The following is a 15032-nucleotide window of genomic DNA, read 5'->3' on the forward strand; positions in this document are numbered from 1 at the left end:
ACAGCTAACCTCTCGTTCGATAGAAGAACGGTGCGTTCGAATATAGAACACGACCGTTGGCGACGCAAGCACCGCGCCGCCGCGGTGAGCCCCGACATCGACGTCAGGAGAACCATGCAGTTCCACCACCACGGCTACGTCTCCGGTGATCCGCGCGTCCAGCCCGCCGCGGGCACGGGCATCGACCGTCCCTCGTCCCTGCCCGAGCAGATCGACGTCCTGATCGTCGGGTCCGGGCCCGCGGGCATGCTGCTCGCCGCGCAGATGTCGCAGTTCCCGCAGTTCACGACGCGCCTCATCGAGAAGCGCGAGGGGCGTCTCGCGCTGGGCCAGGCCGACGGCATCCAGCCCCGCAGCGTCGAGACCTTCCAGGCCTTCGGCTTCGCCGATCGCATCACCGCGGAGGCCTACAACATCGGCTGGATGAACTTCTGGGCTCCCGACCCCGAGAGCCCCGACCGGATCGTGCGGACCACCCGCACCGAGGACTACGGCCTCAAGATCAGCGAATTCCCCCACCTCATCGTCAACCAGGCGCGGGTTCTGGACTACTTCGCCGAGGCGGCCGCGAACGGGCCGGCGCGCGTCGCGCCCGACTACGGGGTGGAGTTCCTGGGGCTCGAGGTCGGCGACGACGATGTCGAGGTGCGCGTGCAGACGGCCGAGGGCGAGCGCACCATCCGCGCGAAATACGTCGTCGGCTGCGACGGTGCCCGCAGCGGCGTGCGACAGGCGATCGGCCGCACGCACGTGGGTGCCGCCGCCCAGCACGCGTGGGGTGTCATGGATGTGCTCGTCGAGACGGACTTCCCCGACTGGCGCATTAAGTGTGCGATCAACGCCGCCGCCGGCAACATCCTCCACATCCCCCGCGAGGGCGGATACCTCAGCCGCATGTACATCGACCTCGGCGAGGTCGCGGAGGGCGACAACCACCGCGTCCGGCAGACGCCCATCGAGGAGATCATCCGGAAGGCGAACGAGATCCTGCACCCCTACGCGATCGATGTGAAGCAGGTCGCCTGGCACAGCGTCTACGAGGTCGGGCACCGGGTGACCGATCAGTTCGTCGACGACCTGCAGAACCCGCGTGTCTTCCTCACCGGCGACGCCTGCCACACCCACAGCGCCAAAGCCGGTCAGGGCATGAACGTGTCGATGCAGGACGGATTCAACCTGGGCTGGAAGCTCGGACACGTCCTCACGGGACTGGCATCCCGCGATCTGCTGCGCACCTACGACGCCGAGCGTCGCCCGGTCGCCCAACAGCTCATCGACTTCGACCGCGAGTGGTCCTCGCTCATGGCCCGCAAGCCCGGTGAGATCACCGACCCCGCCGAGCTGGCGACGTACTACCTCGCGACCGCGGAGTTCCCCTCGGGGTTCGGCACGCGGTACGCGCCCTCGACCCTGGTCTCCGATGCGCCGGCCCAGGAGCTGGCATCCGGATTCCCGGTCGGCCGACGTTTCCAGAGCGTCGAAGTCGTGCGGGTGTGCGACGGCAATCGCGTCCATCTCGGACACCACGCGCGCGCGGACGGCCGGTGGCGTCTCTACGCGTTCGCGGATGCCGACGGCGCGGCGCTGCGCGGATGGGCCGAGGCCGCGCGCGGGATCGTCGAACGGTTCACCCCCGCCGGCGCCGACCTCGACTCCGTGTTCGACGCCAAGGTCGTCTACCCCGGGCGCTGGGAGGACGTCACCGACGTCCCCGCTCTCTTCCGGCCGCAGTCGGGCCCGCTCGGACTCACCGACCTCGAGAAGGTGTTCGCCGCCGCCCCCTCCGCGTGGACGAGCGACGACATCTTCGCCGAGCGCGGCATCGGCGCCGCGGGCGCGGTGGTCGTCGTGCGGCCGGATCAGTACGTCGCGCACGTGTTGCCGCTGACCGCACCCGAGGGGCTGGAGCGGTTCCTCTCCGGCGCGATGCGCTCCCCGGCGACCTCCGCCGGCGGCGTCGCTGCTCCCGCCGTCGCTGCGTCCGCCGTCGCTGCATCCGCCGGTGCCGGTGCCGGTGCCGGTCGGGCATAAACACGATCCGCGCGCATAAACGCGATGGCGACGTGTTTCTGCGCGGAAATCGCGTTTATGCGTGTGCGGCGGGTGCCGCGGCTCTCAGGCAGCGACGGGAGGGAAGCGAGCGGATGCCACGTCCTCGCCGCCGCGGCGACCCCGGCGCTCCGCTTGTACAGCACGTATATCGGCGCCATCCCGTGCGCTGACCAGAATGAGCGGGGAGACCCGCACCGACCCAGGAGGACCCATGACCGATTCGCGCGAGAGCGAGCTGCTGGCATCCGTACCGACCGGCCTGCTGATCAACGGCGAGTGGCGTGCGGCCGAGGGCGGCAAGACCGTCGCCGTCAACGATCCCGCGACGGGCGAGGTCATCCATGAGATCGCCGACGCCTCCGTCGCCGATGGAGTGGCGGCGATGGATGCCGCGGCCGAGGCGTTCCCGTCGTGGGCGGCGACCCCCGACCGCGAGCGGGCCGAGATCCTGCGCCGCGCGTTCGATCTGCTCCAGGAGCGCAAGGAGGACGTCGCGCTTCTGATGACCCTCGAGATGGGCAAGCCCCTCGCGGAGGCGCGCGGCGAGGTCGGCTACGGCGGCGAATTCCTGCGCTGGTTCAGCGAGGTCACCGCGCACACCCAGGGCCGCTACGGCGCGAACCCCGAGGGCACCGGCCGCATGATCGTCACGCAGCACCCCGTGGGTCCCTGCTACCTCATCACCCCGTGGAACTTCCCGCTCGCCATGGCGACGCGCAAGATCGCGCCCGCGCTCGCCGCCGGCTGCACCGTTGTCATCAAGCCGGCGACCCTCACGCCGCTCACGACGCTGTTCTTCGCGCAGATCCTGCAGGACGCGGGTGTTCCGGCCGGTGTCGTCAACGTCGTGACCACCACGAACACCGGCCCGGTCTCCGAGCGCATCATCTCCGACCCGCGCCTGCGGAAGCTCTCGTTCACGGGCTCCACGCCGGTGGGTGTGAAGCTGCTGCAGCAGGCCGCCCCGGGTGTGCTCCGCACCTCGATGGAGCTCGGTGGCAACGCCCCGTTCGTCGTCTTCGAGGACGCCGATCTCGACAAGGCGGTGGACGGTGCGATGCTGGCGAAGTTCCGCAACATCGGCCAGGCGTGCACCGCGGCGAACCGTTTCATCGTGCAGCGCTCCGTCGTCGAGGAGTTCACGCGCCGCGTCACCGAGCGCGTGCAGGGCATGAAGATCGGCCGCGGCACCGAGGAGGGCGTGCAGATCGGACCCCTGATCGACGACCGCGCCGTCGACAAGGCGAAGACCCTCGTCGGGGATGCCGTGGAGCGCGGCGCCACGGTCACGACCGGCGGCTCGCCCGTCGACGGCCCCGGAACGTTCTTCGAGCCCACCGTCGTGTCGGACGTGCAGCCGGGCAGCGACATCCTCCGCGAGGAGATCTTCGGACCCGTGCTCGCTATCGTCCCCTTCGACACCGAGGACGACGCCGTGCGGATCGCCAACGACACCGAGTACGGTCTCGTGTCGTACGTCTTCACCGAGTCGCTCTCGCGCGGTCAGCGCATGATCGAGCGCCTCGAGACCGGGATGATGGGCCTCAACGTCGGCGTGGTCTCCAACGCCGCCGCCCCGTTCGGCGGCTGGAAGCAGTCGGGCCTCGGTCGCGAGGGCGGCGACGAGGGCATCCACGAGTACCTGCAGACCAAGTACACGCTGACGGCCAACCCTTACGCCTGACCCACCGGATGCCACGGCCCCGCGCTCTCCCAGGCGTCGGGGCCGTGGCATTCGCCGTCCTGATGCGTGAGTCGCCACGATTTGTCGCCTCTGGCGTGATGTAGGCGACAAATCCTGGCGACTCACGCGTCCCTGCCGCCCCTACGCGTCGGACGAGGACGCGTGGCGGTCGAGGAACGCGAAGACCTCGGCGTCGTCGACGCCGGGGAACATGCCGCGGGGGAGCGGCGAGAACATGTGCCGGTGCACGCGGGCGCTCGGCCACGCCTTGCCCGACCAGCGCTCCGCCGCTTCGGAGTCGGGGCGGCGGCAGCACGATTCGTCGGGGCAGCGCGAGATCCCGCGGGTGGTGGTCTCGCGTCCGCGGAACCACCGGGCGTCGTCGAAGGGCACACCGACGGTGATGGAGAAATCGCCCTCCGCGGTGGTGCCCGTCTGCGTCGAGCACCAGAACGTCCCGGCCGGGGTGTCGGTGTACTGGTAGTGCTCGGTGGTGCGGTTGTGCTCGTCGAACGCGGCGCGGGCCGAGAACTTCTTGCAGACGATCTGGCCCTCGACCGACCCCGTGACGTCGGTCGGCAGGGGCAGGTCGTCGTTCTCGTACACCCGGGAGATCGCGCCGTCGCCGTCGACCCGGAGGAAGTGCTGACGGATGCCGAGATGCGCCGTCATGAGGTTCGTCATGCGCATCGCGGCGGCCTCGTGGGTGACGCCGAACGCGTCGCGGAAGTCCTCCACGGCGAGGTTGCGGTCCTTCTTCGCCTGTGCGAGGAACGCGACCGAGTTGGTCTCGGGCATGAGGCAGCACGCGGCGTAGTAGTTGATCTCCAGCCGCTGCTGCAGGAAGTCGGCGTAATCGGTGGGCGGGCGGTGCCCGAGCAGACGGTGCGCCATCGCTTGGAGGGCCATCGAGCGCAGGCCGTGTCCGCCGGGGATGGATGCCGGTGGCAGGTAGATGCGTCCGTTCTCGAGGTCGGTGACCGACCGCGCGGAGTGGGGGAGGTCGGCGACGTAGATGAGCTCGAACCCCAGTTGCTCCGCCATGATGCTCACGGTGCGGTGCGTGAGGGCGCCGAACGAATGCCCTGCCGCCTTGAGCTGCTTCTCGGCGAGCTTCTCGATGTCGGGGAGATGGTTGTCGAGCCCGCGCATGCGCAGGCGCAGCTCGGTGTTCGCCCGGCGTGCCTCTTCCGGGCTCGCGATGGTCTCGCGCTCGCGGCGCTGCAGTTCACGGTGCAGACCCAGCACCGCCTCGATGGTCTCGTCGCTCGTGCCCTTGCTGACCTTGATCGGCGGAATCCCCAGCTGTCGGAAGAAGGGGCTCGATTGCGCGCGCTCCAGTTCGATCTCCAGAGCCGCCCGACGGTTGGGCGGCTCGGTCGACAGCAGCTCGGTGACCTCGGTCTCGGTCGCGCGCGCGATCTCCTGCAGGAGCGACAGCTTGGGTTCGCGCTTGCCGTTCTCGATCAGGCTCAGCTGGCTGCCGGCCACCCCGACCAGCGCTCCGAGCTCGTCGAGGGTGTACCCGCGGGCGAGGCGGTGGTGGCGGATGCGGTGTCCGAGCGTGGTCAGTTCGAGCGACGAGGCCATTCCTTGACGATAGCGAAAGATCGGCGATTCTTGTGACGGAGATCTGCTGAAAGACCAGCTCGAGGGTCGCAAAGTGGAGGAAGACATCCGAATTCGCTCTCAATCGAGGAGATCGACCATGGCACTCGCCGACATCTTCGCCGGACGCCCCTCCGGTCGCACCACGCCCGCCGCCCGTCCGGCTCACCCGGGCCGCGGCATCCGTCCCTCGGTCGAGGGCCCCGGACTCGCCGCCCTTACCGCCTGGGTCGACCAGGTCGCCGCGCTCACCCAGCCCGACCGCATCCACTGGGTCGACGGCTCGGCGGCCGAGAACGACGCCCTCCTGCGCGAGATGGTCGACGAGGGAAAGCTCATCAAGCTCAACCCCGAGTGGCGTCCCGGCTCCTACCTCGCACGCTCGCACCCGAGCGATGTCGCTCGCCTTGAGTCGCGGACCTACATCGCCTCGGAGAGCGAAGAGGATGCCGGTCCCACGAACAACTGGATCGCGCCGGAGGAGATCCGCGAGACGTTGAACGGTGTCTTCGAGGGCTCGATGCGCGGACGCACCATGTACGTCGTCCCCTTCTCGATGGGAACGGTCGGCGGTCCGCTCAGCCACATCGGCGTGCAGATCACGGACAGCGCGTACGCCGTGGCATCCATCGGGATCATGACGCGCGTCGGCACCGCCGTGCTCGAGCAGATCGCCGCGGGGGCCCCGTGGGTCAAGACCGTGCACTCCGTCGGCGCGCCGCTCGCCCCGGGCGAGGCGGACGTCGCCTGGCCGTGCAACGACGAGAAGTACATCGTGCACTTCCCCGACACGCTCGAGGTGTGGTCGTTCGGGTCGGGCTACGGCGGCAACGCGATCCTGGCGAAGAAGTGCTTCGCGCTGCGGATCGCCTCGGTCATCGGTCGCGACGAGGGCTGGCTGGCCGAGCACATGCTGCTGATCCGCGTGATCGACCCGCAGGGCAAGGCGTACCACGTGGCCGCCGCCTTCCCGTCGGCGTGCGGCAAGACCAACCTCGCGATGCTGCGTCCGACGATCCCCGGGTGGCGCGTGGAGACCCTCGGTGACGACATCACCTGGATCCGCCCCGGCGAGGACGGGCGCCTCTGGGCCATCAACCCCGAGGCCGGCTTCTTCGGCGTCGCCCCCGGCACCGGTGAGTCCACGAACGTGACCGCGGTCGAGACCCTGTGGGGCAACACGATCTTCACCAACGTGGCGCTCCGCCCGGACGGCGACGTCTGGTGGGAGGGGCTGACCGACGAGGCTCCGCCGCAGCTCGTCGACTGGGAGGGCAAGGACTGGACCCCGGCTTCGGGCCGCCCGGCCGCGCACCCGAACTCCCGCTTCACCGTCGCGGCCGCGCAGTGCCCGCAGATCGCGGACGACTGGGAGACCCCGCAGGGCGTCCCGCTGGATGTCATCCTCTTCGGCGGTCGTCGTGCCACGAACGTCCCTCTCGTCCTCGAGGCGACGGACTGGTCGCACGGTGTCTTCCTCGGTTCGACGGTGTCGAGCGAGAAGACCGCCGCGCAGGAGGGCACGGTCGGCGAGCTGCGTCGCGACCCGTTCGCGATGCTGCCCTTCTGCGGGTACAACATGGGTGACTACTTCGGCCACTGGCTGAAGGTCGGGGAGCAGCTCCGCTTCGACCGCGCGCCGCGCATCTTCCAGGTCAACTGGTTCCGCAAGGGTGACGACGGGCGGTTCCTGTGGCCCGGCTTCGGCGACAACGCCCGCGTGATCGACTGGATCATCCGTCGGGTCGACGGTCAGGTCGACGCCGTGGACAGCCCCATCGGCCGTCTGCCCTACGCCGAGGACCTCGACCTCTCCGGCCTCGACCTTCCCGCGGCCGACCTCGCCGAGCTGTTCGCCATCGACACGCAGTCGTGGCTGGCCGAGGCCGACCTCACCGAGGAGTTCTTCGACACGTTCGGCAGCCACCTCCCGGCCGCCCTCCGCGCCGAACTGGCCGCTCTCCGCTACCGCCTGCAGCGCGCGTAGCCGCACGGTCTCGTCCACCCCGCCCGCCGTATCGCGGAGCGGGGCGGACGCGAACTCGACGCCCCTCCCTGCTCTTGGCGCGCGGGAGGGGCGTCGTCGTGTCCCCTCCTGCCCCCGCGCCCACGCCCGCCGCGCGGCGCCCGCGTCACACCAGAAGCTGGTGCTTCGCGAGCTCGCGGTAGAGGGGGACGGATGCCACGAGCTCGCTGTGCGTGCCCTGACCGACGACGCGGCCGTGCTCCAGCACCACGATCAGGTCGCTGTCGACGACGGTCGACAGGCGGTGCGCGATGACCAGCAGCGTGCGTCCGGTGGCGACGGCGTCGATCGCCTCGCGCATGCGCTGCTCGTTCACGCCGTCGAGGGATGAGGTCGACTCGTCCAGCAGCAGCACCGGGGGAGCAGCCAGGAGCGCCCGGGCGATCGCGAGCCGCTGGCGTTCGCCGCCCGAGAGCATCACACCGTCTTCGCCGACCGGCGCATCCACTCCGAGGGGGCTGCGCTCGAGCACCTCGCCGAGGTTGACGGCCCGGAGCACCCGTGCGCAGTCGGCGTCGGTGGCGTCGGGTGAGGCCAGGCGGAGATTGTCGGCGATCGTCCCGGCCAGGGTCGGGGCGTCCTGCTCGACGTATCCGAAGCGGGCGCGCAGCGCCTCGCGGGGCAGCTGCCGGGCGTCGACGCCGTCGACCAGGATGGCGCCGGCCGTCGGGTCGTAGAACCGCTCGATCAGCGAGAGGACGGTGCTCTTCCCGGCCCCGGACGGTCCGACGAGCGCGACACGGGCCCCGCGGGGAACGGTGAACGAGACCCCGCGCAGCACCTCGTGCGCGTCGTCCGACACCTCCCCGGTCGTCTCGTCCGCGGCGCGGTCGAGGTGCGCCTGCGCCAGCACCGAGCGTGCTTCCTTCGCGGCGGCTTCGCGGGCCTTGACGACGTGGTCGGGGTAGCGGAAGCGCACGTCGCGGAACTCGATCGCCGCGGCATCCGTCGGGCCTGCCGTGGGGTCCGGCCGGTCGTCGTCCTCCTCGAGGGGCAGGTCGAGCACCTCCTGGATGCGCCCGAGCGCGCCCAGTGCCTGGTTGACCGAGGTGATCGCGCCGATGGCCGATGCGAGGGGCTGCACGAGGAGGAACAGGAAGATCACGAACGTCACGAGCGACGCGACGTCGATGGCTCCGGATGCCACGCGGAAGCCGCCCACGCCGAGGACCACCAGGAGCGAGACCTGCAGGGCGATCCCGGCGACGGGGACGATGAGCGCCGACACCCTCGCGATCCGCACGCCGGCGTCGTACGCCTCGGTCGCGGCGCCCGTCACGGTCGCCACCTCCCGCTCGGTGGCGCCCGCGGCGCGGATCGTGCGGATCGATCCGACGGCGCGTTCGACTCCGGATGCCAGCTCCCCGACCTTCGCCTGCTGTGCCGCCGAAGCGGTGCGGATGCGCGTGCTGAGGATCCCGACCGTCGCGATCGAGGCGCCGAGCACGAGCACGATGAGACCGAGGAGCAGTGGATCGATGAACGCCATGGCGATGATCGCCCCGACGAGGATGAGCGCGTTGCCGACGGCATCCGCGAGCCCCTGGGTGAGGACGGCGTAAAGCAGGGTCGTGTCGGTTCCCACGCGCGAGACGAGGTCGCCGGTGCGGCGCGCGTCGAACTCGCTGATCGGCAGACGGAGGATGCGCGCGATCAGTCGCCGCCGCGAGGAGTACACCACGGCGGTGCCGGTGCGCTGCAGGAGGTAGTGCTGGTACCCGGAGATCAGCGATGACAGCACGACGAACCCGACCAGCAGCCAGACCAGCGCCCCGAGCGGCAGCGACTGCTGCACGCGCGTGATGACCTGGCCGACGAGCAGCGGCTGCACGAGGGTCGCGCCGGCGCCCAGGATGCTCAACACCCCGACGACGACCAGTGTGCCCTTGTGCTCGGCGAGGAACGGCAGCAGTTGGCGGAAGGACGCGCGGGGCCCCTCGGGGGCGCGGCGGCCGCGGCGGCCTCGGGCGGGAGCGGACGAAGACATGCTCACCTCAGCAGAAGAACGGGTTCTTCGACCGTACCTCTCCGCGCCGACATCGGCGGACGCGTCTGCTCGTCGGTGGAACGATGGATGCCACGAGGCCGGGGCCCCGTGGCATCCATCGATCCGCGTGTGCGCGTCCTACGGCGCGCTCGCCCCGGCCGCGATGTTCGCGTCGTAGTCGACGTCCTTGGTCTCGGGCGAGAGGGCCACCGCGATGAGCGTGAGGACGCCCATGACCGACAGGTAGACGCCGACGAGCCACGGGTTGCCGCCGCCCGCCGCCCACAGGGCGACGGCGACGATCGGCGCCAGGGCGGCGCCGAGGATCGACGACACGTTGTAGGAGATCGCCGACCCGGTGTAGCGGGTGTTGGTGGGGAAGAGCTCGGGCAGCACCGCGCCCATCGGGCCGAACGTCGTGCCCATGAGCAGGAACCCGATGATGAGGAACGCCTGCACGGACGCCCGGGTGAGGCCGGCGTCGGCCTGCGGCAGCAGGAAGAACGAGAACGTGAGGCCGAACAGGATGATCGCGATCGTGACGACGGTGAGCAGACGCTTGCGTCCGAACCGGTCGGCGAGCGGGCCCGACAGCAGCGTGAAGATGCCGAAAAAGACGACGCCGACGATCTGCATGATCACGAAGTCGGTGTATCCGAAGCCGAGGCCGGGCACGAACGTGGACGGATCGAACTCGGTGCCCGCCTTCTCGGCCGCGGCGGCGGCGCCCTCGAGCGTCGGCTTGGTGCCGTACGACAGCGTGAAGCTCGTCATCAGGTAGAACAGCACGTAGGTGGCCAGCATGATGAACGTGCCGAGGATCAGCTGCACCCAGTTGCGGCGGATCACCTCGCCGAGCGGGAACCTGCGGATCGCCCCGCTCTTCTCGGCCTTCGCGAACGACTCGCTCTCGACCAGCTTCAGACGCACCCAGAGGCCGACGATCACCATCACGGCCGAGAACAGGAACGGCACGCGCCAGCCCCACGCGAGGAACTCCGCCGAACGCTGCGCGGTGCCGTCGGGGTGGGGGAGGGCGAAGTTGATGAAGAGGAAGACGCCGTTGGCGATGATGAAGCCGATCGGCGCACCCAGCTGGGGGAACGTGCCGTACCAGGCGCGCTTGCCCTTCGGCGCGTTCTCGGTGGCCACCAGGGCCGCGCCGGACCACTCGCCGCCGAGCGCGAAGCCCTGCGCGAGGCGCATGATCAGCAGCAGGACGGCCGCCCACACGCCGATGTCGTTGTAGGTCGGCAGGCAGCCGATGAGGAAGGTCGCGACGCCCATGGTGAGCAGGGATGCCACGAGGGTGGCCTTGCGGCCGAACCGGTCGCCGAAGTGGCCGAAGACGACGGCGCCGAGGGGGCGCGCGACCATGGCGGCGCCGAAGACGCTGAAGGAGAGAAGGAGCGAGGTGGTCTCGTTGCCGGTCGGGAAGAACAGGATCGGGAACACGAGCACCGCCGCGGTGGCGTACGCGTAGAAGTCGTAGAACTCGATCGTCGTGCCGATGAGGCTCGCGGTGATGACACGGGAGCGCGGATTGGCGGGGGCCGACGAGGAGCGGACGGTGGGGGAGGAGGAGGTCATGACTGCCTGACGAGAGATCGAGCGATCGCGTCCGTCGTGGGGGCGCAGGCGGTGGCGCGGAGTCGGGCACGGCAGGTATGCGTGTCCGGGCGCGCGGCGGGGGGCACCGGGATGGACCCGGGTGTGGGTCCAGACCCTCCAGTCTATGCGCTCGCCGAGAGGGACTCGGCGAGCGGGCGGGTCAGCGCCAGATGACCGCGAGCGCGGCGTTCAGCACCGTCAGGGGCCCGACGAGCCAGAACAGGACCGGGGGCACCGCGCCGGTGCGCTTCTGCCGGGCGGAACCGATGCCCAGCAGCGCACCGATGACGATGAGCACGACGAGCTTGACGCCGATCTTCGCGTAGTTGAGGTCGTGTTCGAGTCCCCACGGTGCGGCCAGGATCAGGCCCGTGAGAAGCGAGAGGAGGAGACCGTAGTTCATCAGCGGCGTGACGCGCACGCGACGCGAGACGGCTTCGACGATCCAGGCGCCGAACAACGTGGCGAACCCGATCAGATGAACCAGGACGATGACGTGACGCAGGATCTCCATACGGTCAGGGTAGGGATGCCGTGCCCCCGCCGCCAGCAAGGCGCGCCTCACCGCGAGGGGAGGCGCGCCGTGCGGGACCGCGGTCAGCCGCGCAGGTCGCGCAGCACCAGAGCGGTGCGGAGGGCGGCGTCTGCCGCCTCGGCGCCCTTGTCCTCCTTCGAACCCTCGAGCCCGGCGCGGTCCAGGCCCTGCTGCTCGTCGTCGAGGGTCAGCACGCCGAATCCGACGGGCTTCCCGGCGTCGATCGCGACCCGGGTCAGGCCGTCGGTCGCCGCCGACGAGACGTACTCGAAGTGCGGGGTCCCCCCGCGGATGATCACGCCGAGCGCGACGACCGCGTCGGCCCCGCCCTCGAACGCCGCGACGGCGGCGACCGGCAGCTCGAACGAACCCGGCACGCGCACGACGCGGTACGTCGCGCCCGTGGCATCCAGGACCCGCTTCGCTCCGGCGATCAGACCGTCGGTGATGACCTCGTGCCACGTGCCGGCCACGACGACGACGTTCAGTCCCGTCGCGTCGACGCCGCCGGTCTCGGGTGCTCCGCTTCCCGCCATCAGACGAGTCCTTCCTTCATGTGCGCGAGTGCATCGCGCAGCTCGTCCTCGTCGATGACGTGACCCATCCGGTCGCGCTTCGTCTCGAGGTACTGGTGGTTGTTGGGGCCGACGCCCACGAGCAGGGGAACCTGCTCGACGACGTCGAGGCCGAAGCTGCGCAGCTGCGCCACCTTGTCGGTGTTGTTGGTCAGCAGGCGCACCTGCTCCACACCGAGGTCGGTGAGGATGCCGGCCGCGGCGGCGTAATCGCGCGCGTCGGCGGGGAGGCCCAGGGCCAGGTTGGCATCCACCGTGTCCAGGCCCCGCTCCTGCAGGCTGTAGGCGCGCAGCTTGTTGATGAGACCGATGCCGCGACCCTCGTGGCCGCGCATGTAGATCACGATGCCGCCCTCGCGGTCGATCGTGTCCAGCGCGGCATCCAGCTGGGGGCCGCACTCGCACTTGAGCGAGCCGAACGCCTCGCCCGTGAGGCACTCCGAGTGCACGCGCACCAGCGGGGCCTCGTCGGTGATCTCGCCCGAGACGACCGCGATGTGGTCGGTGCCGGTGATGCGGTCCTTGTAGGCGAGGAAGCGGAACGTCCCGTGGGAGGTCGGCACGTTCGCCTCGGCCCGCAGACTCACGCGGCGGCGGGGGACCGGGGTCGCCTCGACCGGCTCGGTCTCGTTCAGGTACGCGACGAGCTGCTCGATCGTCACGACCGGGATGCCGTCGCGCTCGCCGAGCTCGATGAGGCCCGGGAGGCGCATCATGCTGCCGTCCTCGGCCACCACCTCGGCGATCGCGCCCACCGGCTCGAGGCCGGCCAGGCGCATGAAGTCCACGGCCGCCTCGGTGTGGCCCGCGCGCTCGCGCACGCCGCCGTCGACGGCGCGCAGGGGCAGCACGTGGCCGGGACGGATGAGGCTCGTCGGCACGGACTCGGGGTCGGCGAGGACGTTGAGCGTGTGCGCGCGGTCGGCGGCGCTGATGCCCGTCGTCACGCCCGACGCCGCGTCGACGCTCACCGTGTAGGCGGTGCCGCGCGCGTCCTGATTGACCTCGACCATCGGGGGGAGATCGAGACGGTCGGCCCAGTCGGCCGGCATGGGCGCGCAGACGTAGCCGCTGGACCAGCGCACGGTCCATGCCAGCCACTCGGGGGTCGCGAGCTGCGCCGAGATGATGACGTCGCCCTCGTTCTCACGGTTCTCGTCGTCCGCGACGAGGATCGGGCGTCCGGCGCGGAGGGCCTCGAGGGCCTCGGGGATGGTGGACAGGCTCATGCGGAGCCCCTCTCGGTCGTTGCGGCGGGGGCCGCGGGGTTCTCGGTACTGCGGAAGGCCAGCATGCGCTGCACGTGCCGGGCCAGGATGTCGGTCTCGAGGTTCACGGGAGTGCCCGCCTCGGCGCGACCGAGCGTCGTCGCCTCGAGGGTCTCGGGGATCAGCGACACCTCGAGCCAGGGCTCGGGGTCGCCGGCCTCGCTCACCGCGCTGACGGTCAGCGAGACGCCGTCGATCGCGATGGAGCCCTTGTCGACCACGAGCGGGGCGAGGTGGGCCGGGATGCCGATGCGCACCACGCTCCACTGCGCGCCCGGACGCACCTCGCGCACGACACCCGTGCCGTCGATGTGGCCCTGCACGATGTGGCCGCCGAGGCGGCCGTGCGCGGCGGTCGCGCGCTCGAGGTTGACGGGACGCCCCGCGCCGACGTTCGCGAGCGTCGACATGTCGAGCGTCTGCTTCATGACGTCGGCGGTGAACCAGTCGGTGCCCTGGTCGACCACGGTGAGGCACACGCCGCTGACCGAGATCGAGTCGCCGTGGCCGGCATCCGATACGGAGAGCGGGGCCTTCACGGTCACGCGCACGCCGTCGCCGGCGGGCTCGACCGCGGTGATCTCGCCGATCTCTTCGACGATTCCGGTGAACATCAGGAATCTCCCTGGGTGTCGTGGACGGGACGGGCGACGACGCGGATGTCGTCGCCGAGGATGTCGATGGAGGCGACCTCGAGCCGACGGGCCGAGGCGATGTCGGGGACGCCGAGGTCGCCGAGCGCGAGCCACGAGCCGCCGAGCAGGACGGGGGCGAGGTAGACGAGCACCTCGTCGGCCAGTCCCTCGCGCACCAGCGCACTCTCGAGGGTGGGGCCGCCCTCGACGAACACGGTCTGGATGCCACGTCCGCCGAGGTCGTCGAGGATCGCGCCGAGGTCGCGGGTCGGGAAGAACAGCGCTTCGCGCGGGTGGCGGCGGACGGCGGCATCCGCCGGGACCTCGGTCTCGCCGACGACCACCGGGATCGGCTGGCGTTCGAGGAGTGCGCCGTCCGCGTCCCGCGCGGTGAGGGCCGGGTCGTCGGCGATCACCGTGCCGGTGCCGGCGAGGATCGCGTCGGCGGCCGCGCGGCGATCGTGCACGTCGCGGCGCGCGGCGGGACCGGTGATCCACTGGCTCGACCCGTCGTCCGCGGCGGCGCGGCCGTCGAGGCTCTGCGCCCACTTCACGGTCACCCGCGGGCGGCCGGTGCGCTGGAGGTGCACCCAGTCGCGGATGAGCTCCTCCGCGGCATCGCGTTCCAGCCCGGACTCCACATCGACGCCGCCGTGGCGGAGACGGTCTGCTCCGCCCGCCGCCGCGTCGGTCGGGTCGTCGAGGGCGTACACGACCCGGGCGACCCCGGCCTCGAGCAGGGCGACGGCGCACGGACCGGTGCGTCCGGTGTGGTTGCAGGGCTCGAGCGTGACGACCGCGGTCGCACCGCGGGCTTCACCGGGCGCGAGCTTCGAGAGCGCGTCGACCTCCGCGTGGGCGGTGCCCGCACCGCGGTGGTAACCCTCGGCGAGCACGTCGCCTGCGGGGGAGAGGATCACGGCGCCGACCTGCGGGTTGAGGCCGCGGGGACCGTTCCGCGCGAGACGCAGCGCGCGGCGCATGGCGTCTGTTTCGGCGGCGGATGCCATTTCCCTGTCCTTCCCCTCGTGACGGGGCAGGAGCGCAGGGT

Annotated in this window: 11 protein-coding genes; 3 read left to right on the forward strand and 8 right to left on the reverse strand. The window is 70.7% G+C overall.

From position 1 onward, the window contains the following. Positions 1-114 precede the first annotated feature (114 nt). Positions 115-2031, forward strand: coding sequence for an FAD-dependent monooxygenase (locus QM517_RS12685; RefSeq protein ID WP_283288288.1), 1917 nt, complete (start codon positions 115-117; stop codon positions 2029-2031). A 232-nt stretch (positions 2032-2263) separates the two neighbouring features. Beyond that, a complete protein-coding gene (locus tag QM517_RS12690) occupies positions 2264-3736 on the forward strand; it encodes an NAD-dependent succinate-semialdehyde dehydrogenase (RefSeq protein ID WP_278100969.1) in 1473 nt (490 codons plus the stop codon). A gap of 141 nt (positions 3737-3877) precedes the next feature. On the opposite strand, the gene QM517_RS12695 is transcribed toward QM517_RS12690, so the two are convergent. Next, positions 3878-5326, reverse strand: a complete 1449-nt coding sequence (locus QM517_RS12695) for an XRE family transcriptional regulator (protein WP_077050492.1) — start codon at positions 5324-5326, stop codon at positions 3878-3880. 118 nt (positions 5327-5444) lie between these two features. Here QM517_RS12695 and QM517_RS12700 point away from each other — a divergent pair, with 118 nt between their 5' ends. Next, positions 5445-7331 (forward strand): phosphoenolpyruvate carboxykinase (GTP), encoded by a 1887-nt coding sequence (locus QM517_RS12700; RefSeq protein ID WP_283287858.1) that lies wholly within the window; start codon positions 5445-5447, stop codon positions 7329-7331. 145 nt (positions 7332-7476) lie between these two features. Here the strand turns inward: QM517_RS12700 and QM517_RS12705 are convergent, their stop codons facing one another. The 7 genes from QM517_RS12705 to ribD form a co-directional block, all read right to left on the reverse strand. Further along, positions 7477-9357, reverse strand: a complete 1881-nt coding sequence (locus QM517_RS12705) for an ABC transporter ATP-binding protein (RefSeq protein ID WP_283288289.1) — start codon at positions 9355-9357, stop codon at positions 7477-7479. A gap of 138 nt (positions 9358-9495) precedes the next feature. Further along, on the reverse strand, positions 9496-10947 hold the full coding sequence (locus QM517_RS12710; protein ID WP_077050489.1) for an MFS transporter: 1452 nt from the start codon (positions 10945-10947) through the stop codon (positions 9496-9498). A gap of 181 nt (positions 10948-11128) precedes the next feature. Then, positions 11129-11482: a Fe-S protein gene (locus QM517_RS12715; RefSeq protein WP_077050488.1), complete on the reverse strand. Its 354-nt coding sequence runs from the start codon at positions 11480-11482 to the stop codon at positions 11129-11131. Between the two features lie 83 nt (positions 11483-11565). After that, the gene (gene ribH / locus QM517_RS12720; RefSeq protein WP_077050487.1) at positions 11566-12039 is read right to left on the reverse strand and encodes a 6,7-dimethyl-8-ribityllumazine synthase; all 474 of its coding nucleotides are present in this window, start codon (positions 12037-12039) and stop codon (positions 11566-11568) included. Beyond that, complete coding sequence (locus QM517_RS12725; RefSeq protein WP_077050486.1) at positions 12039-13307, reverse strand: bifunctional 3,4-dihydroxy-2-butanone-4-phosphate synthase/GTP cyclohydrolase II; 1269 nt, start codon at positions 13305-13307, stop codon at positions 12039-12041. Before QM517_RS12725 ends, ribH begins: the two co-directional genes overlap by 1 nt. Continuing rightward, positions 13304-13960, reverse strand: a complete 657-nt coding sequence (locus QM517_RS12730) for a riboflavin synthase (RefSeq protein WP_278100976.1) — start codon at positions 13958-13960, stop codon at positions 13304-13306. The genes QM517_RS12725 and QM517_RS12730 overlap by 4 nt, the downstream gene beginning before the upstream one ends. Continuing rightward, on the reverse strand, positions 13960-14991 hold the full coding sequence (gene ribD / locus QM517_RS12735) for a bifunctional diaminohydroxyphosphoribosylaminopyrimidine deaminase/5-amino-6-(5-phosphoribosylamino)uracil reductase RibD (RefSeq protein ID WP_283287862.1): 1032 nt from the start codon (positions 14989-14991) through the stop codon (positions 13960-13962). The genes QM517_RS12730 and ribD overlap by 1 nt, the downstream gene beginning before the upstream one ends. Positions 14992-15032 lie beyond the last annotated feature (41 nt).

The organism is Microbacterium sp. IEGM 1404, from assembly GCF_030056775.1.
Taxonomy (GTDB): domain Bacteria; phylum Actinomycetota; class Actinomycetes; order Actinomycetales; family Microbacteriaceae; genus Microbacterium.

Coding starts and splice junctions, on each gene's coding strand:
- QM517_RS12730 (WP_278100976.1), bottom strand. CDS start 13,960: ATGTTCACCGGAATCGTCGAAGAGATCGGCGAGATCACCGCGGTCGAG.
- ribH (WP_077050487.1), bottom strand. CDS start 12,039: ATGGCGGGAAGCGGAGCACCCGAGACCGGCGGCGTCGACGCGACGGGA.
- QM517_RS12690 (WP_278100969.1), top strand. CDS start 2,264: ATGACCGATTCGCGCGAGAGCGAGCTGCTGGCATCCGTACCGACCGGC.
- QM517_RS12700 (WP_283287858.1), top strand. CDS start 5,445: ATGGCACTCGCCGACATCTTCGCCGGACGCCCCTCCGGTCGCACCACG.
- QM517_RS12715 (WP_077050488.1), bottom strand. CDS start 11,482: ATGGAGATCCTGCGTCACGTCATCGTCCTGGTTCATCTGATCGGGTTC.
- QM517_RS12685 (WP_283288288.1), top strand. CDS start 115: ATGCAGTTCCACCACCACGGCTACGTCTCCGGTGATCCGCGCGTCCAG.
- QM517_RS12725 (WP_077050486.1), bottom strand. CDS start 13,307: ATGAGCCTGTCCACCATCCCCGAGGCCCTCGAGGCCCTCCGCGCCGGA.
- QM517_RS12710 (WP_077050489.1), bottom strand. CDS start 10,947: ATGACCTCCTCCTCCCCCACCGTCCGCTCCTCGTCGGCCCCCGCCAAT.
- QM517_RS12695 (WP_077050492.1), bottom strand. CDS start 5,326: ATGGCCTCGTCGCTCGAACTGACCACGCTCGGACACCGCATCCGCCAC.
- QM517_RS12705 (WP_283288289.1), bottom strand. CDS start 9,357: ATGTCTTCGTCCGCTCCCGCCCGAGGCCGCCGCGGCCGCCGCGCCCCC.
- ribD (WP_283287862.1), bottom strand. CDS start 14,991: ATGGCATCCGCCGCCGAAACAGACGCCATGCGCCGCGCGCTGCGTCTC.